We start from the raw sequence: 17934 nt of genomic DNA on the forward strand, positions 1-17934 counted from the left end.
TCCGGTCTGTCGGTCACGGAGACTAGCCGGGAGGCTGTTTGTCCAGGCGCTTGCGGAAGACCTCCATCTCCTTTGCCGCCTGCAGGTCACCCTTGTCCCGGGCGATACGGATGCCGTCGTCGTAGACGGCCCGGGCGCCATCCGGGTCACCGGCGGCGGTCAGCGCCTGCCCAAGTGCCTTCCAGGCGGCGGAATAGTCCTGCTGCAGCTGCAGCGCCTGGCGCAGGTGGTCGACCGCCTCTTCGTGGCGTCCTTCCTTGAGATAGCCCTGGCCAAGAGACAGGCGCAGCATGGGTGAGTCCTGTCCGGACTCCAGCAGTTTCTCCAGTCGGTCAAGCATGGGATGTCCCTGCCCCGCGTCGCTGATGAGGTGACTCAGGGATGCGGCCGCAGCGGGGTGATTTCAAGGTGTGTGCCGGAATCCGTCAGCGACGCCAGAACGCCGGCGTGAACAGCACCAGCAGGGTGAAAACCTCGAGCCGTCCCAGCAGCATGGCGAACATGAGCACCCACTTGGCCGCGGCGTTGATCTCGCCGAAGTGGTCGGACACCTGGCCGAGGCCCGGCCCCAGGTTGGTAATGGTGGCCGCCACGGCGGAGAACGCCGTCACCTGGTCCAGGCCGGTCCCCATGAGCGCCAGCATCATCAGGGCGAACAGCGCGATGTACGCGGCGAAGAATCCCCACACGGCGTTGATCACCCGTTCGTCCACGGCGCGGCGGCCCATCTTGACCAGCACCTGCGCCTGGGGGTGGATCAGGCGGATGATCTCGCGGTGGCCCTGCTTGAGCAGTAGCACGAACCGCACCACCTTGATGCCGCCACCGGTGGACATGGCACAGCCGCCAACGAACGCGGCCATGAGCAGCATCACCGGGAGAAATACGGGCCAGGCCGCGAAGTCCGTGGTGGTGAACCCGGCCGTGCTGGCGATGGACACGGCCTGAAACACGGCGTGATGCCAGGTGTTGCCCCAGCCACCCAGGTAGCTGGTGGCCATGAGCGTGATCAGGGTGACGGCGCTCAGGGTGGCCAGAATGCCCAGGAACCAGCACGTCTCCGTGTCCTGCAGGTAATGCCGCAGCGAGCGGCTGCGCCAGGCGGTGAAATGCATGGCGAAGTTGATGCCGGCGATCAGCATGAACACCACGCAGATCATGGAGATGAGCGGGCTGTCGAAGTGCCCGATGCTACCGTCGTAGGTGGAGTAACCGCCGATGGCAACGGTGGAGAAGGCGTGCCCGATGGCGTCGAACGGCGTCATGCCCGCCAGCCAGTAGGCGGTCGCGCAGGCGATGGTCAGGCCCAGGTAGATGTACCACAGCGCCTTGGCGGTCCCGGCGATGCGCGGGGTGAGTTTGGCGTCTTTCACGGGCCCCGGCGTCTCCGCCCGGTAGAGCTGCATGCCGCCGACGCCGAGCATCGGCAGAATGGCCACCGCCAGCACGATGATGCCCATGCCGCCGAGCCACTGCAGCTGCTGGCGGTAGAAGCGGATGGAGTACGGCAGGTCGTCGATGCCGGTAAGCACCGTCGAGCCCGTGGTCGTCAGGCCGGAGAGGCTCTCGAACACGGCGTCCGTCCAGGGGATTTCCGGGTTCTGGGAGAGCACCAGCGGCAGCCCGCCGGTGATGCCAAGCACCGTCCAGAACAGCACCACGATGAGAAAGCCGTCCCGGGTGCGGAGGTCATGCCGCGCGTTGCGCACGGGCAGCCACGCGAGCGCACCGACGAACAGGATCACCAGGCTGGAGACCAGGAACGGCACCAGCCCCGGGTCGCCGTAGATCAGCGCGACCACGGCGGGCGGCAGCATGGTGAGGCTGAAGAGCATCAGCAACAGCCCGAGAATCCGCTCAACCGCCGACCAGTGCATCGTGCCGCCCTAGATGAATGTCACGCCGACCTGGAACAGGCGCTCGACTTCGGTGATGCGGCGCTTGTCCACCAGGAACAGAATGACGTGGTCTTCGGGTTCGATGACGGTGTCATGGTGGCCCATGATCACCTCGTCGCCACGCACCAGACAGCCGATGGTGGTGCCGGCCGGCAGCGGGATGTTCTCGATGCGACGCCCCACCACCCTGGAGGAGTTGGAATCGCCGTGCGCCACGGCCTCGATGGCTTCGGCGGCCCCGCGCCGCAGGCTGTGCACCATGACCACGTCGCCGCGGCGCACGTGGGCCAGCAGCGTGCCGATGGTTGCCTGCTGGGGCGAGATGGCGATGTCGATGTCCTCGCTGCCCTGCACCAGATCCACGTAGGCGGGCCGGTTGATCAGCGACATCACCATGCGCGCGCCGCGCCGCTTGGCCAGCATGCCGGAGAGGATGTTGGCCTCGTCATCATTGGTGAGCGCGCAGAAGACATCGGTGTTCTCGATGTTCTCCTCCAGCAGCAGCTCCTCGTCGGCGGCGTCGCCCATGAGCACGATGGTGCGGTTGAGCTCCTCGGAAATCGCCCGCGCCCGCGCGCCGCCGCGCTCGATGATCTTGACCTGATAGCGGGATTCCAGGGCCTGGGCGAGGCGTTTGCCGATGTTGCCGCCGCCAGCGAGCATGATGCGCTTGACCGGCTTGTCCAGCTTGCGCAGTTCGCTCATGACGGCGCGGATGTTCTTGCGTGCGGCAACGAAGAACACCTCGTCGCCGGCCTCGATCACCGTGTCCCCCTCGGGGATGATCGCCTGGCCGCGCCGGAACAGCGCCGCCACCCGCGTCTGCACGTTGGGCATGTGCTCGCGCAGCGTGCGCAGGGCCTGGCCCACCAGCGGCCCGCCGTAGTAGGCGCGCACACCGACCATGCGCACCTTGCCGCCGGCGAAATCCAGCACCTGCAGGGCGCCCGGGTGTTCAATGAGCCGTTTCACGTACTGGGTGACCAGCTGCTCGGGGCTGATGAGCACGTCCACCGGCAGGGCGTCCGGTGAGAACAGCTGGGGATAGGCCAGGTACTCCGGGGCGCGCACGCGGGCGATGCGGGTGGGCGTGTGGAACAGCGTATAGCCCACCTGGCAGGCGATCATGTTCGCCTCGTCGCTATTGGTCACCGCGATCATCAGGTCGGCGTCGTCCGCGCCGGCACGCATCAGCACCGGCGGGTGGGTGGCGTTGCCCACGACGGTGCGCAGGTCGAGCCGGTCCTGAAGGTCCTGGAGGCGCCCGCCGTCGGTGTCCACCAGCGTGACGTCGTTCGCCTCGCTGGCAAGGTTCTGGGCCAGGGAGCTTCCCACCTGGCCGGCACCGAGAATGATGATCTTCATGAATGCAGTCTGCCCGGGACAACGGTTGCGACACGGTAAGCCACCGCGCGGCAAATTTGAACCGTTGCGGTCACCGGGCGGCCCCGCGACTCAGAAATCGTGGGGGTCGATGCCCAGCGCCTTCAGCTTGCGGTACAGGTGCGTGCGCTCCATCCCGGCGAGCTTGGCCAGCTCGCCGACACTGCCGCCCGCCTCGCGCAGCTGGTGCTGCAGGTACATGCGTTCGAAGTCCTCGCGGGCCTCGCGCAGCGGCTGGTCGAACGGCATGGCGCGGGCATCCACCGGGGTGCCGGCGCCGCTGCCCATGGCGCCGTCCAGCTCGTCAACGCCGATTTCCTCCCCTTCGCCGAGAATGAGCAGGCGTTGCACCAGGTTCTTCAGCTCCCGCACATTGCCGGGCCAGGGGTGTCCGCGCAGACGGCTGAGTGCGGCATCGGAGAAGCGCCGGCGCGGCAGTTTCTCACGGCTGACGAAGCGCTCCAGGTAGAAGTCGAGCAGCTCCGGGATGTCCTCCGGGTGCTCCCGCAGGGCCGGGATGCGCAGGGGCACCACGTTGAGGTGGTAGTAGAGATCCTCGCGGAAGTTGCCGGCGCGCACCTCGGCTTCCAGGTCGGTGCGCGTCGCCGCCAGCACCCGGACGTCCACTGCCACCGGGTCGGCGCCACCCACGCGGTGGAACTTCTGGCCGGTCAGCGCGCTCAGCAGCCGCACCTGGGCGCCCATGTCCAGGTCCGCCACCTCGTCGATGAACAGGGTGCCGTGGTTGGCCTGCTCCAGCCGGCCGTAGCTCACGCGCCCGTCCTGCTCGCTGCCGAACAGCTCGGCGGCGGCACTGCCGCCGGTGAGGGAGCCGGCGGCCACCTCCACGAACGGCCGGGTGCTGCGCGGGCTGTTCTGGTGCAGGTAACGGGCGAAATTGCGTTTGCCGCTGCCGGCCTCGCCGGTGATGAGCACCCAGGTGTTGTGTCCGGCGATGCGGCGCGCCTGGGCGCGCAGATCCTGCATCAGGCCGCTCTGCCCCACCGGCTCGTCGACACCCTCGCTGTTGGCGCGCAGGCCGCGGTTCTCGCGCTCCAGGCGGTCCGCCTCCAGGGCGCGCTCGACCACCAGCAGCAGCTTGGCCAGGGACAGCGGCTTCTCCACGAAGTCGTACGCCCCGAGCCGCGTGGCCTCCACCGCCGACTCCACGCTGCCGTGGCCGGACATCATCACCACCGGGCAGGGCAGACCGCCGCTCTCCGCCCACTCCTTGAGCAGGCTGATGCCGTCGGTGTCGGGCATCCAGATGTCCAGCAGGATCAGGTCCGGCCGGCGGGTGCGCAGTGCCTGGCGTGCCTCCGCGGCATCGGCGGCGGACTGCACCTCATAGTCCTCGTCCTCGAGGATCTCCTGGACCAGGCTGCGGATATCGGGCTCGTCGTCGACGACCAGTATGCTTGATGCGTTCATTCGTTCCCCCTGGCGGACTGCTCCACCGGAATCAGCTCCGGCATGGGCAGGCGCACGGTGACGCAGGCGCCGTCCGCAACGTTCTCTGCCGTAATACTGCCGTTATGCTCCTCAACGATCTTCTTGACAATGGGCATGCCGAGCCCGGTGCCCTTGGCCTTGGTGGTGACATACGGTTCGAACAGATGTTCCATGATCTCGTCGCTGAAGCCCGGTCCGCGATCCCGGATCTGCAGCTCGATGCCGGTGAATCCGGGGTCGTCCCGGTGCAGGGTCGACAGGGTCAGGTGGCACCGCTCGCCCGCCGGGGTGGCCTCGGTGGCGTTCTTGATCAGGTTGTGCAGGAGCTGGCGGATGCGCCCGGCATCCACGAGAATGCCCGGCAGTGCGGCGTCCAGATCCAGCTCGAGGCGTGGCCCGTCGGGGCCCGTGCGGTAGAGCTCGGCCACCTCGCGCACGATCCGGTTGATGTCCGACAGGGTCAGCTCCAGCCGCGGCGGCCGCGCGTATTCGTTGAAGGCGTTGACCATGGATTTCATGGCGTCCACCTGCTGGATGATGGTGCCCGTGGAGCGCTCCAGCACCTCCGCATCACGGCCCTCCAGTTTCGACTCGAGCTTGCGGCGCAGCCGGTCGGCGGCGAGCTGGATGGGCGTGAGCGGGTTCTTGATCTCGTGGGCCAGGCGCCGGGCCACCTCGCCCCAGGCGGCGTCGCGCTGGGCCTGGATCAGCGCGGTGACGTCGTCGAAGACAATCACGTGGCCACCGCTGCCCTGGCCGCCCCCCGGCAGTGTTGCGCCGCTGCAGGTGAGAATCTGCCGGCCTTGCGGGCCGAACAGGTTGAGTTCCTCGCGCCACTCCGCCTCCTGCCCCTGCATGCGCCGGGCCACCAGCGCCGCGAACGCCTCCAGGTGCGGCGCCTGCTCCGTGATCATCACCAGGGGCTTGCCGCTGTAGGAGCGCAGGGACAGACCGAAGATCTGGTCCGCGGCACGGTTCCAGGTGCGGATGTTGCCGGCACCGTCCAGGGCCAGCACGCCGGAGGACAGCCGCGCGAGGACGGTCTCCAGGTAGGCGCGCTGGTTCTCCACCTGGGCCTGGCTGCCCTTGGCGTCCTCCCGCGCCTGGGCCACCCGGCGGCTCATGTCGTTGAACGAACGCACCAGGAAGCCGAGCTCGTCATTGCCCGTGGGCGGCAGCTGCCGGCCGTAGTCGCCCGCTGCCACGGCTGCCGTGCCCTCGGCCAGGGAGCGCACCGGCTCCACCAGGCGGCGTGCGGCGTAGAACGCCGACCATACGGCGAACAGCAGACTCAGCAGTAGCACCAGCGAGAGTGTGATGGTGAAGGTCTCCTTGAGCGGTCGACTCAGGTAGCTCACCTCCTGGTAGCGGGAGTAGGCGGCTTCGACCCGGTCGGCCAGGTCGCTGACCCGCGGCGACACCGGGTAGAGCACCTGCAGGATGCGCTGGTCCGGCGCCCCCTGTGCACCGGGGGCGGACACCAGGACGCGGATGTGCAGGCCGTCGTCGCCGATGGGGTCCAGCCCCACGTAGGGGCGGCCGATACGCACCTGCAGCAGCACGTCGTCTTCCGGCAGGTGCGGCAGAATGGCGGAATCGGGCGAGCGCGAGCTGGTGGCGATGACGCGGCCGCTGGAGCGCATCACCGTGATCTCCTCGGCACCCACCTGGCCACGGAGCCGCTCCAGCACCAGGGGCACCAGGCCGTCCGGGACATCCGCCAGCTCACGGGCCGAGCGCTCCGTGCGCTGCAGCAGTTCGCGCTTGCGCATGTCGAACGACGCCTGCGAGAGCCGCAGCGCCTCCTCCAGCGCCTGCTGTTCCGTGCGCTCGTCGAACCAGGAGTCGATCCCCCGGTCGAGAAACTGGATGGAGAAGTAGTACACCACCGAGACCGGGACCACCGCGAGAATCACGAACATGGTCACCAGGCGGACGGTCAGGCGGCTGCCCGCCTGACCGCTGCGCCGCTGCACCATCAGCCGCCACAGGTTGTAGGCGATCAGCACCACCAGCGCCGCGAGCGAGATGCTGTTGATCAGCAGCAGCCAGGGGTGCAGCCGTCCGAATAGCTCGGAATGCTGGGTGGCCATGCTGAGCAGGTACAGGGAGCCCAGCAGCAACAGGCACAGGACGATACGTAGCAGTGTGTCCGCCCGCAGGCGCTTCATCCACGCAGAGGCCATGTATACCACTCACTGACCAGACGCCACTCGGGGGAGACCAGCGCGACCGTGCGCAGCGGATGGGGCAGGCGGTCGGTGTCGAGACGGGCGCGCAGGTGGAGCTCATAGTGCTCGCCGCTTGCGAGCTGCTCATGGGCGATCACTTTACGGCTGGCGACGCTGGCCCAGGCATTGAGCGCAGCATCGCGGCGGAAGAACGTCCGGCGTTCGCCGGTCTCGTGGTTGAGCACCACGTAGCGGCGGCTCAGGGCGTGATAGAGCAGCTCGGTGCGCACGCTGAACTCCGCGAGCTCCGCGTCCCACCACCATCGGCGCGGCTGCGTCACCCGGACCTGGAGCTCGAGCTGCAGGGGCACGCCGCTCTGCAGGGCCTCTTCCGCTTCACGGCTGAGCGCGACGTCGAAACGGGCATTCAGATAGGTATGGGTATCGTCGTTGCGCAGATCCGAGCCGGCAAGGGAGAACCCCGCCGAGTGCGCCGCCGCCGGCAGCCAGACGAGCATGGCCATCAGCACCGCTGCGGACAGGCGGCGGACATGGCTGATGGCAGGGGGCGGCGGTCTGTTCATTGCTTCACGAGGCACGCGTAATAGAAGCCATCCATCCCGGATTCGCCGCTGAGGATCTGTCGGCCGTGCGCCGTCGCTCGCCCCCAGGGGGCATCGATGGGCCGTGCCACCGCGTCGCCGCTGGACTCCACGAAGGGCTGTACCACCGCTTCGTTCTCTGTCGGAAACACCGAGCAGGTGGCATAGACCAGCATACCTCCCGGTGCCAGCAGGGGCCAGGCCGCGGCAAGGAGGCGCTGTTGCAGTGCCTGCAGGCGGGGCAGGTCCTCGGCCTGGCGCAGGAGTTTGATGTCCGGATGCCGGCGCACGACCCCGCTTGCCGAGCAGGGCGCATCCAGCAGGATGCGCTGGAACGGGGTGCCGTCCCACCAGGTGCCCGGGTCGGTGCCGTCGCCCTCCACGACGGTGGCGGCAAGCCCGAGGCGCTCGAGGTTCTCCCGGATGCGGGTCAGCCGCGCGGCCTCGAGCTCCACTGCGACCAGTTCCGCCACGTCCGGCTGGCGCTCGAGCAGATGACACGTCTTGCCCCCGGGGGCGGCGCACAGGTCGAGCACCCGGTCGCCGGGCTGCGGGTCGAGCAGGGCCGCGGCCTGTTGTCCGGCGGCGTCCTGCACGGCCACATGTCCACGATCGAACGCGGGCAGCCGCTCCACCGCCACCGGTTCGTCAAGCACCAGCGCATCGTCGGCAAGGGGGTGGGGCGTGGCGGCGAGGCCGCTCTCCTGGAGTGCCTGCTGATACGCGGTCCGGGTGGTCTGGCGGCGGTTGACCCGGAGCGTCATGGGCGGGCGCTGGTTGTTGGCGGTGACCAGGGCCTCCCAGTCGTCCGGCCAGGCGTCGCGATAGGCGTCCAGCAGCCAGCGGGGGTGTGCGTGACGGGCGGTGTCCACGTCCTGCCAGCCGGCCTCCAGGGCCTGCCGCTCACGCAGGCACCGGCGCAGCACCGCATTGACCAGCCCACCTGCCCAGCGGCGCCCCAGGGTACGGGCCGCGGCGACGGTTTCGGATACCGCGGCGTGTTCCGGGATGCGGGTGTCCAGGCACTGGTAGACGCCGACCATCAGCAAGGCGTGCACGTCGCGGTCGCGCCGGCGCAGGGGGCGCTCCAGCAGCTGTTCCACAACCCACTGCAATCGCGGATACCAGCGCAGGGCGCCGTAGGCCAGCTCCTGGGCCAGTCCGCGCTCGCTGCTGCCGACCTGGTCGAGCAGCACCGGCAGCGCGTCCCCCAGGGACCGTCCCTCGGTGACCTGCTGCACGGCCCGGGCGGCAGCCTGGCGCGCGCCGATCGGTCGATTCCTGTTCTGCCGCCCCGCCATCAGTTGAACCGTGTCCCGACGGCGAGGTGGCGGCCGTTCATGAAGCTGGCGACCGGCATGGGGCGGGCCCCCGGGGCCTGCAGCTCCAGCAGCCGCAGGCAGCCCTCGCCGCAGGCGACATCGATGCCGTCGCGACCGGCGGCGACAACGGTGCCCGGAAGGGCATCGCTGGCGGCCGGGAGCGCCGCTGCCCGCCAGATGCGGAGCCGGTCGCCCGCCCAGTCGGTCTCGGCCACGGGCCACGGGTTGAACGCGGCGACCTGCCGGGCCAGTGCGCTGGCGGATGCCTGCCAGTCGATTCGCGCCTCGGCTTTGTCCAGCTTCCGGGCGTAGGTGACGCCCTCGTCGGGCTGGGGCGCCGGGGTCAGGCTGCCGTCGAGCAGTGCCCGGAGGTTGTCGTGCAGCAGTCCGGCGCCGAGCTCCGCCAGCCGGTCGTGCAGTGACCCGCCGGTGTCATCGGCGGTGATCGGTGTTCGTACGCAGGCGTAGACCGGGCCGGTGTCCAGGCCCGCTTCCATGCGCATCAGGCAGACGCCGGTTTCGTCATCGCCGGCGAGCAGCGCCCGCTGAATCGGCGCGGCTCCCCGCCAGCGCGGCAGCAGCGAGGCGTGCAGATTGACGCAGCCCGCGGGTGGCAGGTCCAGCACGGAGCGCGGCAGCAGAAGCCCGTAGGCCACCACCACCACCAGATCCGGCCGGGCGGCGTCCAGTGCCGCGCGGTCATGCTCGCTGCGCAGGGACTGGGGTTGATGAACGGGGATGCCGTGGTCCAGGGCGACCGCCTTGACGGGCGACGGGCGCGGCTTGCGTCCGCGGCCGGCCGGGCGATCGGGCTGGGTCCAGACGCCGACCACATCGTGTCCGGATGCCAGGAGCACCCGCAGGGGCGGTACGGCGAAGTCCGGCGTCCCGGCGAACGCGATTCGGGCCTTGTCACTCATGGAGCGGGCTCACGGTCTGCTGTGCACCGGCTGCTACCGGTGAATCAGGTGATGGTCGGTGGAAGCGCGGCGGCGCGGGCTCGCGCCCCGCCGGATGATTATGCGGACATCCGTGCCTGTTTGGTCAGTTTCCGGTGCGCGCGCTTGCGCTTGAGCTCGGAGAGGTGATCCAGGAACAGTTTGCCGTTGAGGTGGTCCACCTCGTGCTGGATGCACACGGCAAGCAGGCCGTCCGCCTCGAATTCCTGTTCCTCGCCATTGCTGTCCAGGGCCCGGACGCGGACCCACTCGGCGCGTTCCACCATGTCCTGGTAGCCGGGGATGGACAGGCAGCCCTCCTGACCCCGCTCCGCACCCTGTGTTTCGAGAATCTCGGGGTTGATCAGGACCATGGGGTCGTCGTGCTCATCGGAGACGTCAATCACCACCACGCGCTCATGCACGTCCACCTGCGTCGCCGCCAGGCCGATGCCGGGCGCGTCGTACATGGTCTCGAGCATGTCGTCGGCAAGCCGACGGATGCGGTCATCGACTGCATCGACCGGTTCCGCGACCGTCCGCAGCCGCGGGTCGGGGTATTGAAGGATATCGAGTTTGGGCATGGTTTCGTTGCGCAGCGCACACGTTCGGGTTAGCGTAAAGTCTAGAACCATAAGGGAACCGCAGGCAATCTGAAATCACCGCACGTCGTGGGCCTGCCACTGCTCGTCAGCAATCGTACAAGGAATTCTTCATGCGCATCAGGATGCTCATCGCTGTGATCTGTGGGCTGTGGCTGGCCGTGCCACCGGCGGTTGCCGACGATATGTTCCGTGACGACCACCCGGAGCGCTATACGGTGGAGAGCGGCGATACGCTCTGGGACATCTCCGAGCGGTTCCTTGAGGATGCCTGGCTGTGGCCGGAAATCTGGCATGTGAATCCGGACATCGAGAACCCCCACCTGATCTATCCGGGCGACGTGATCGTGCTGGTCTACATCGACGGCGAGCCGCGCCTGACGGTGGAGCGTGGTGAGCGCACCGTGCGCCTCTCCCCGGAGACGCGCGAGGAACAGCTCGAGCCGGCGATCAGCACCATTCCCATGGAAGCCATCCGGCCGTTCCTGAGCCGCAGCCGCGTGCTGGACGAGGACGTGCTCGATTCGGCCGCCTACATCATTGCCGGCGAGGACGAGCGCGTCATGGCCTCCCGCGGCGATTCCATCTACGTGCGCCGCCTCCCGGACGAGGACCAGGACGCGTTCACCATCGTTCGCAAGGGCGATCCGTACGTGGATCCGGAGACGGACGATGTGCTCGGCTTCGAGGCCACCTACGTGGGCGACGCGCGGATTCTCGACCACGGCGATCCGGGAACGGCGCGGGTGGCGTCGAGCAATCGCGAGATTCTGCCCGGTGACCGCCTGGTGGAGACACCCACCGACCCCATCCGCACGGAGTTCCAGCCCCGCGCCCCGGAGCAGGATGTGGCCGGCTACATCATTGACGTCATGGACGGGGTCACCCAGATCGGCCAGTTCGACGTGGTCGTGCTCAACCGGGGCGAGGAGCACGGGCTGGAAGAGGGGCATGTGCTGAGCGTGTTCCAGGCGGGCCGTGAGATCCGGGACGACGTGGCGGGCGAAACCGTCACGCTTCCGGAGGAGCGTGCCGGTGAGCTGATCGTCTTCCGGGTGTTCGACAGGCTGAGCTTCGGCCTCGTGATGCGCGCCGAGCGCGCCATGAACACCATGGACATCGTGCGCACGCCCTGACTGCCATGACCGAGACCGAAGCCTGGCTGGCGCTGGCCCGGGCTCCCGCGATGGGGGCCGGTGTGGCCGAGGCGCTTCTTGCCCGTTACGGGAGCCCCGGTGCCGTGGTCGGCGCGGGCGCGAAAGCCCTGCGCGCGGCCGGCGCCACGCCGGCTGTGGCACGGGCCATCGCCGAGCCCGACGAAGCCGGCATCGCCCGGGATCTGGCCTGGCTGGAGGCGGATTCCGCACACCACCTCATTCCTCTTCGGGATCCGCGTTACCCGCCGCTGTTGCGGGAGATTCCCGACCCGCCCGTGTGCCTGTTCGTCACCGGTGATCCGGATGTGCTCACCGTGCCGCAGCTCGCGGTGGTGGGGAGCAGGAATGCCACCCCGGGCGGGCTGGATACGGCCGCGGCGTTCTGTGCCCACCTGGCCGGGCGCGGGCTGACCATTACCAGCGGCCTCGCCCTTGGCGTGGATGCCGCGGCGCACCAGGGGGCGCTGGACGGTGGCGGTTTCACCGTCGCCGTGGTGGCCACCGGCCCCGACCGGGTGTATCCGTCCCGCCACCGGGACCTGGCCCATGCGGTTGCTGGCAGTGGTGCCGTGGTCAGCGAGTATGCCTGCGGCACCCCGGCGCGGGCGGGGCATTTTCCGCGCCGTAACCGCATCATCAGCGGACTTTCGGTCGGTACGCTGGTGGTGGAGGCGAGCCCCCGCTCCGGCTCGTTGATTACGGCACGCTACGCCCTGGAGCAGGGCCGGGAGGTGTTCGCAATCCCCGGTTCCATCCACAACCCGCTGGCGCGGGGGTGCCACCGGCTGATTCGTGACGGTGCGGCAAAACTGATCGAACAGGCGGACGAGATTCTCGAGGAGCTGCCCGCCCTGCTGCGTCAACCGGAACCGGTGGGCGCCGGCGTGCCGGACGCGCCGGAGGCGCCGTCCGCGGGCCTGGATCCCGAGCATGAGAAAGTGCTCGAGGCGGTGGGATACGACCCGGTTCCCCTGGATACCGTGTTGCAACGCACCGGATTGACGCCTGATGTGGTTTCCTCCATTCTGCTGATACTGGAATTGTCTGGTCGTGTAACGGCAATGCCCGGCGGTCGCTATGTCCGGGCGGGAAGAGATTGATGAAGGAAAACGTGTTCGACGTCTTGATGTATCTGTTCGAGAACTACTTCTACGACGACGAACCGCAACCGGATCGGGACTCCCTCGAAGGCGAGCTGTTCGAGGCCGGGTTTCATCCTGGCGAGGTGCGCCGTGCTTTCGCCTGGCTCGAGGATCTGGCGGATTCGCGCGACCTGGTGAGTGCAACGGCGCTGAGTGGAAGTCGGTCGATCCGGCTGTTCACGGATCGCGAGAGTGCCAAACTCGACCAGGAGTGCCGCGGTTTCATCCTCTTTCTCGAGCAGATCGGTGTGCTGACGCCGGTGAGTCGTGAAGTCATTATTGACCGTGCCATGGCGCTGGATGACGAGGACGTCGACCTGGACCAGGTCAAATGGGTGACGCTGATGGTGCTGTTCAATCAGCCTGGCCAGGAAGAGGCCTATGCGTGGATGGAGAACTACCTGTTCGACAACCCCATGCACCTGATCCACTAGCTCGGGTGTTTTGCGCCGCGGCCGGTGCATGGCATCGGCCGGTCCGGCCGGCAAGCACCCACAACCCACTTCGGAACGAGCGCCCTGCCCTGCGGGGCTTTATTTTGCCATGAGCAAGCATCTGGTCATCGTCGAATCGCCGGCGAAAGCGAAAACCATCGAGAAGTATCTCGGCAAGGACTACCAGGTCATGGCCTCCTACGGCCATGTGCGTGATCTCGTGCCGAAGGAAGGGGCCGTGGATCCGGCCAACGACTTTGCGATGCAGTATGCGGTCATCGATCGCAACAAGAAGCATGTGGATGCCATCGCCAAGGCGCTGAAGAACGCCGACTCCCTCTTCCTCGCCACTGACCCCGACCGTGAAGGTGAGGCCATCTCCTGGCACCTCTACGAGCTGCTGCGCGAGAAGGGGCTGCTCAAGGACAAGAACGTGCGCCGGGTGGTCTTCCACGAGATCACCAAGCGCGCGATCCAGGACGCCATCGAGCACTCCCGCGATCTCTCCATGGATCTGGTCAACGCCCAGCAGGCGCGTCGGGCGCTCGATTACCTGGTGGGGTTCAATCTCTCGCCGCTGCTGTGGCGCAAGATCCATCGTGGGCTGTCCGCCGGCCGCGTACAGTCGCCCGCGCTGCGGATGATCTGCGAGCGCGAGGAAGAGATCGAGGCCTTTGAGCCCCAGGAATACTGGACCATCGAATCGGACCTCAAGAAGGACGAGCAGCCGTTCCAGGCGCGGCTCACGTACTTCCAGGGCGAGAAGATCGAGCAGTTCACGATCAACAACGAGGCGCGTGCCACGGAAGTCGAGCAGGCCCTGACCGCCGCCGGCGAGCAGGGGCTGCCGGTGCAGAAGGTCGACCGCAAGCAGCGGCGGCGCAACCCGGCGGCGCCGTTCACCACCTCCACGCTGCAGCAGGAGGCGTCGCGCAAGCTCGGCTTCGGAGCGCAGCGCACCATGCGCGTCGCGCAGCAGCTCTACGAAGGGATCGACACCGGCGGTGGCGCCGTGGGCCTGATTACCTACATGCGTACCGACTCCGTGAACCTGGCCCAGGACGCGGTGCAGGAGATGCGTGGTGTGATCGAGGAGCGCTTCGGTGCCGACAAGGTGCCGGACAGTCCGCAGGTCTACCGCACCAAGGCCAAGAACGCCCAGGAGGCGCACGAAGCCATCCGTCCCACGTCGGCGGCGCGCCACCCCGATGATCTCAAGGGGCAGCTCAGCGACGACCAGCGGCGGCTGTATGAGCTGATCTGGAAGCGCGCCCTCGCCTCGCAGATGAAGCATGCCACCATCAATACCGTGGCCGTGGATCTGGGCTGCGGCGAGGGCAACACGCTGCGCGCCAACGGCTCCACCGTGGCGGATCCGGGCTTCATGGCGGTCTACCAGGAAGGCACCGACGACGCCAAGGGGCCGGGCGACAGCAAGGACCGCATCCTGCCCGAGATGAAAGAGGGCGATGTGGTGGACCTGGTGGCGATCCGGCCCGAGCAGCACTTCACCGAGCCACCGCCCCGGTACAGTGAAGCCAGCCTGGTCCGCACGCTGGAAGAGTACGGCATCGGCCGGCCCTCCACGTACGCCAGCATCATCTCCACGCTGGTCAACCGTGAATACGTGGAGCTGGATAACAAGCGCTTCCATCCCACGGCCATCGGCCGCGTGGTGAACAAGTTCCTCACGGACCACTTTACCCAGTACGTGGACTACGACTTCACGGCGCGCCTGGAAGACGAGCTCGACGAGATCTCCCTGGGCCAGAAGGACTGGGTGCCGCTGCTGCGGGACTTCTGGGAGCCCTTCAAGGCCCGCGTGGAGGAAAAGAAGGACATCTCCAGGGAAGAGGTGGTCCAGGCGCGGGAGCTCGGCACCGACCCGAAGACCGGCAAGCCGGTGCAGGTGCGGGTCGGCCGTTTCGGGCCGTTCGTGCAGCTGGGCACCAAGGACGACGACGAGAAACCCCGTTTCGCCGGGCTGCGCCCGGGGCAGCGCATGGACGACATCACCCTGGATGAGGCCCTGACGCTGTTTCAGTTGCCGCGGGACCTCGGCGAGACCGACGAGGGCGAGCCGCTGCAGGCGAGCATCGGCCGCTTCGGACCGTATGTGAAATACGGCAGCAAGTTCGTCTCGCTCAAGGAAGACGACCCCTACACCATCACCCCGGAGCGGGCGAAGGAAGTGGTGGCGGAGAAGAAGAAGGAGGACGCCAACCGCATCATCAACGAGTTCGAGGGCGGCATCCGCGTGCTCAAGGGGCGCTACGGGCCGTACGTCACGGATGGCAAGAAGAACGCCAAGATTCCCAAGGACGTGGAGCCGGAGAGCCTTGATCTGGCGGCCTGCCAGGAGCTGATCGCCAAGGCGCCGGAGCGCAAGGGGCGCCGCAAGGGCACCACCAGCAAGAGTGCCAACGCCAAGGGCACGACCCGGAAACGCACCGCGAAGAGCAGCTGACATGGACCTCTCCCTGTTGCCCGCCATGCGCGTGTTGAACGGGGGCGGGCTGATCGCCTATCCCACCGAGGCCGTCTTCGGCCTGGGTTGCGACCCGCTCGACCGCGGCGCCGTGGAGCGGTTACGGCGCCTCAAGGGGCGACCACAGGGCAAGGGCCTGATTCTGATCGCCAACCGGGTCGATGCCCTGATGCCCTACCTGGCGGCCACGCCTGCCCAGCTGGATCAGGCCCTGGCCACCTGGCCGGGTCCGGTGACCTGGGTGCTGCCATGCCGCGCGGATGTTCCCGTGTGGCTGACCGGCGGGCGGCGGACCGTGGCCGTGCGGGTCACGGATCACACCCTGGCGGCGCGCCTCAGCGACGGGTTCGGTGACGCGCTGGTCTCCACCAGCGCCAACCGTCGTGGTGCACGGCCGGCGCGTACCGCGAGCGAAGCGCAGTGGCGGTTGGGGCGCCACGTGGATCATGTGGTCCCCGGCGCGACGGGCGGGCGGGCACGCCCCTCCGAGATCCGGGACGGAACCACCGGCGCCACGCTGCGCCGGTAGCGTGTCGTGGAGATCGGCAAGAACGAATCGGAGCATCATCATGAGTGATCCCGCACCGGATGCTGTCAGGGCCTACCTGCTGGGCCTGCAGGATGCGCTGTGTCAGGCCCTTGAGAGCGAGGACGGCCAGGGCCGGTTCCAGGAGGATGCCTGGGTCCGCGAGGAAGGGGGTGGTGGACGCTCCCGGGTCATGTACCAGGGCGATGTCTTCGAGCAGGCGGGTATCAACTTCTCCCATGTTCACGGGGCCAGTCTGCCGGCGGCGGCAACCGAGCGCCGGCCCGAGCTCAGCGGCCGCAGCTTCCAGGCCATGGGCGTGTCGCTGGTCATCCACCCCCGTAACCCCTACGTGCCGACGGCCCATGCCAATGTCCGGTTCTTCATCGCGGAGCGCGAGAACGCCCGGCCGGTCTGGTGGTTCGGCGGCGGCTTCGACCTGACGCCCTACTACGGCTTCGACGACGACTGCCGGCACTGGCACCGGGTGGCCCGCGATGCGTGCGCGCCCTTCGGCGCCGACGTCTACCCGCGCTACAAGCAGTGGTGCGACGAGTACTTCCATCTTCCCCATCGCAACGAGCAGCGCGGCGTTGGCGGTCTGTTCTTCGATGATCTGGATGAATGGGGGTTCGAGCAGTGTTTTGCCTTCATGCGCTCCGTGGGCGACCACTTCGAGCCCGCCTACCTGCCCATTGTCCGGCAGCGGCGCGCGATGCCCTACGGGGATCGTGAACGGCAGTTCCAGCTCTACCGGCGGGGCCGCTACGTGGAGTTCAATCTGCTCTTCGACCGGGGGACCAAGTTCGGCATTCAGTCCGGTGGCCGGACCGAGTCCATCCTCATGTCGCTGCCGCCGCTCGCGCGCTGGGAATACGGCCATACCCCGGAGCCGGGGTCGCCGGAGGCGGAGCTGTCCGCACGTTACCTGACGCCGCGAGAGTGGTTGGACGACGCATAGAGACAAGCCGGCAGGGCGCGCTCCACGCACACTGATCCCCAGCTGACAGCGCGGAGGTGTGCCATGGCCGGAGCAGCCCCAGTTGCGACCCTGCACCGGGTCCATCTCGCCCTGGTGATCCGCCATCTCACCGGGTGCCCGGAGTCGGCGCATGATCGCGTCGGCGCCCGCCATCGCCGGGTGCTGCAGCTCTATTGCGCCGGGTGGTCCGGCCGCGGGCGGTTTGCCTGCCTGATCCGGGACCCGGAGGGCGATGCCGCATTCCAGTGGTTCGGTGCCGGCCCGCAACCGGATTGCCCCGACCTGCTCCGCAGCATCCGTCTCAGGGCGCTCCGCCGGCCGCCCGATGCCGTCTGGCACCACCCCTATCCGCTGGAAAGTGCGTCGGATTACGAAGCCCAGGACGCGGTGCTGCGGCGCCATCTTGCCGAACACGCCGCCCAGGCGGGCTGGACCGACGACCCCGGAGATACCCTCCCGGCCGTGGGTGCCGACGGTGACGCCGGCGTGCCGCCGACGGCCCCTGCCCGGCTTCTCTGCCCCCAGCCGCCGCTGCTCCAGGAGGGGCCGGCGCAACGGCTGTGGGCGCCGGATCCGGATGCGCCGCCGGCGCGCATCCGGGTGTTCCCCGGGTTCGTGGATTACCGGGGACGCCGGTTCCGGGTGACCGGGCGCGATCGGCCCGACCCCAGTGACGACGCACTCACCATGGAGTATCGCGCCGACGATGCCGCCTCGCCCGCACTGCTCTGGCTGAGCGAGGGCGGGCGGGTGGCGCGCCAGAGCGATCGCTGAGGGGGATTCCCCGCCGAAGCCGCCCCGCACTGGCCTCGACCGGCCGGTTGATGGCATCCTCTT

The 17934-nt window shown here is 68.2% G+C and carries 16 protein-coding genes; 7 read left to right on the forward strand and 9 right to left on the reverse strand.

All coding sequences use genetic code 11. The features are described from left to right. Positions 1 to 22: 22 nt before the first annotated feature. The 9 genes from BMZ02_RS10060 to def all read right to left on the reverse strand — a co-directional run bounded on the left by BMZ02_RS10060 (position 23) and on the right by def (position 10350). A complete protein-coding gene (locus BMZ02_RS10060) occupies positions 23 to 340 on the reverse strand; it encodes a tetratricopeptide repeat protein (RefSeq protein ID WP_091643091.1) in 318 nt (105 codons plus the stop codon). 85 nt (positions 341 to 425) lie between these two features. Then, the gene (locus BMZ02_RS10065) at positions 426 to 1877 is read right to left on the reverse strand and encodes a TrkH family potassium uptake protein (protein ID WP_091643094.1); all 1452 of its coding nucleotides are present in this window, start codon (positions 1875 to 1877) and stop codon (positions 426 to 428) included. Between the two features lie 9 nt (positions 1878 to 1886). After that, a complete protein-coding gene (trkA, locus tag BMZ02_RS10070) occupies positions 1887 to 3263 on the reverse strand; it encodes a Trk system potassium transporter TrkA (RefSeq protein ID WP_091643096.1) in 1377 nt (458 codons plus the stop codon). Positions 3264 to 3353: 90 nt separating this feature from the next. Next, positions 3354 to 4712 carry a sigma-54-dependent transcriptional regulator gene (locus tag BMZ02_RS10075; protein ID WP_091643099.1) on the reverse strand — a complete coding sequence of 453 codons (1359 nt, stop codon included), beginning with the start codon at positions 4710 to 4712 and terminating at the stop codon, positions 3354 to 3356. Then, positions 4709 to 6919, reverse strand: coding sequence for a sensor histidine kinase (locus BMZ02_RS10080; protein WP_091643102.1), 2211 nt, complete (start codon positions 6917 to 6919; stop codon positions 4709 to 4711). Before BMZ02_RS10080 ends, BMZ02_RS10075 begins: the two co-directional genes overlap by 4 nt. Next, the gene (locus BMZ02_RS10085; RefSeq protein ID WP_091643105.1) at positions 6901 to 7488 is read right to left on the reverse strand and encodes a DUF4390 domain-containing protein; all 588 of its coding nucleotides are present in this window, start codon (positions 7486 to 7488) and stop codon (positions 6901 to 6903) included. Before BMZ02_RS10085 ends, BMZ02_RS10080 begins: the two co-directional genes overlap by 19 nt. Continuing rightward, positions 7485 to 8807 (reverse strand): 16S rRNA (cytosine(967)-C(5))-methyltransferase RsmB, encoded by a 1323-nt coding sequence (rsmB, locus tag BMZ02_RS10090; RefSeq protein ID WP_216110805.1) that lies wholly within the window; start codon positions 8805 to 8807, stop codon positions 7485 to 7487. Before rsmB ends, BMZ02_RS10085 begins: the two co-directional genes overlap by 4 nt. Next, positions 8807 to 9748 (reverse strand): methionyl-tRNA formyltransferase, encoded by a 942-nt coding sequence (fmt, locus tag BMZ02_RS10095; RefSeq protein ID WP_091643107.1) that lies wholly within the window; start codon positions 9746 to 9748, stop codon positions 8807 to 8809. The genes rsmB and fmt overlap by 1 nt, the downstream gene beginning before the upstream one ends. A gap of 98 nt (positions 9749 to 9846) precedes the next feature. After that, the gene (def, locus tag BMZ02_RS10100; protein WP_091643110.1) at positions 9847 to 10350 is read right to left on the reverse strand and encodes a peptide deformylase; all 504 of its coding nucleotides are present in this window, start codon (positions 10348 to 10350) and stop codon (positions 9847 to 9849) included. Between the two features lie 131 nt (positions 10351 to 10481). Here def and BMZ02_RS10105 point away from each other — a divergent pair, with 131 nt between their 5' ends. From BMZ02_RS10105 to BMZ02_RS10135, 7 genes are all read left to right on the forward strand, one after another. Then, on the forward strand, positions 10482 to 11504 hold the full coding sequence (locus BMZ02_RS10105) for a LysM peptidoglycan-binding domain-containing protein (protein WP_091643112.1): 1023 nt from the start codon (positions 10482 to 10484) through the stop codon (positions 11502 to 11504). Between the two features lie 5 nt (positions 11505 to 11509). Further along, on the forward strand, positions 11510 to 12625 hold the full coding sequence (gene dprA, locus BMZ02_RS10110; protein WP_091643115.1) for a DNA-processing protein DprA: 1116 nt from the start codon (positions 11510 to 11512) through the stop codon (positions 12623 to 12625). Continuing rightward, on the forward strand, positions 12625 to 13101 hold the full coding sequence (locus BMZ02_RS10115; RefSeq protein WP_091643118.1) for a DUF494 family protein: 477 nt from the start codon (positions 12625 to 12627) through the stop codon (positions 13099 to 13101). Before dprA ends, BMZ02_RS10115 begins: the two co-directional genes overlap by 1 nt. Positions 13102 to 13210: 109 nt before the next feature. Continuing rightward, positions 13211 to 15568 (forward strand): DNA topoisomerase I, encoded by a 2358-nt coding sequence (locus tag BMZ02_RS10120; protein ID WP_091643121.1) that lies wholly within the window; start codon positions 13211 to 13213, stop codon positions 15566 to 15568. A 1-nt stretch (position 15569) separates the two neighbouring features. Further along, positions 15570 to 16118 carry an L-threonylcarbamoyladenylate synthase type 1 TsaC gene (gene tsaC / locus BMZ02_RS10125; RefSeq protein WP_091643124.1) on the forward strand — a complete coding sequence of 183 codons (549 nt, stop codon included), beginning with the start codon at positions 15570 to 15572 and terminating at the stop codon, positions 16116 to 16118. Between the two features lie 40 nt (positions 16119 to 16158). After that, positions 16159 to 17076 carry an oxygen-dependent coproporphyrinogen oxidase gene (gene hemF, locus BMZ02_RS10130; RefSeq protein ID WP_091643127.1) on the forward strand — a complete coding sequence of 306 codons (918 nt, stop codon included), beginning with the start codon at positions 16159 to 16161 and terminating at the stop codon, positions 17074 to 17076. A 63-nt stretch (positions 17077 to 17139) separates the two neighbouring features. Then, entirely contained in the window at positions 17140 to 17871 is a 732-nt protein-coding gene (locus tag BMZ02_RS10135) for a hypothetical protein (protein WP_091643130.1), read from the forward strand. The last annotated feature ends 63 nt before the right edge of the window (positions 17872 to 17934 follow it).

Source organism: Aquisalimonas asiatica, from assembly GCF_900110585.1.
GTDB classification, from domain to species: domain Bacteria; phylum Pseudomonadota; class Gammaproteobacteria; order Nitrococcales; family Aquisalimonadaceae; genus Aquisalimonas; species Aquisalimonas asiatica.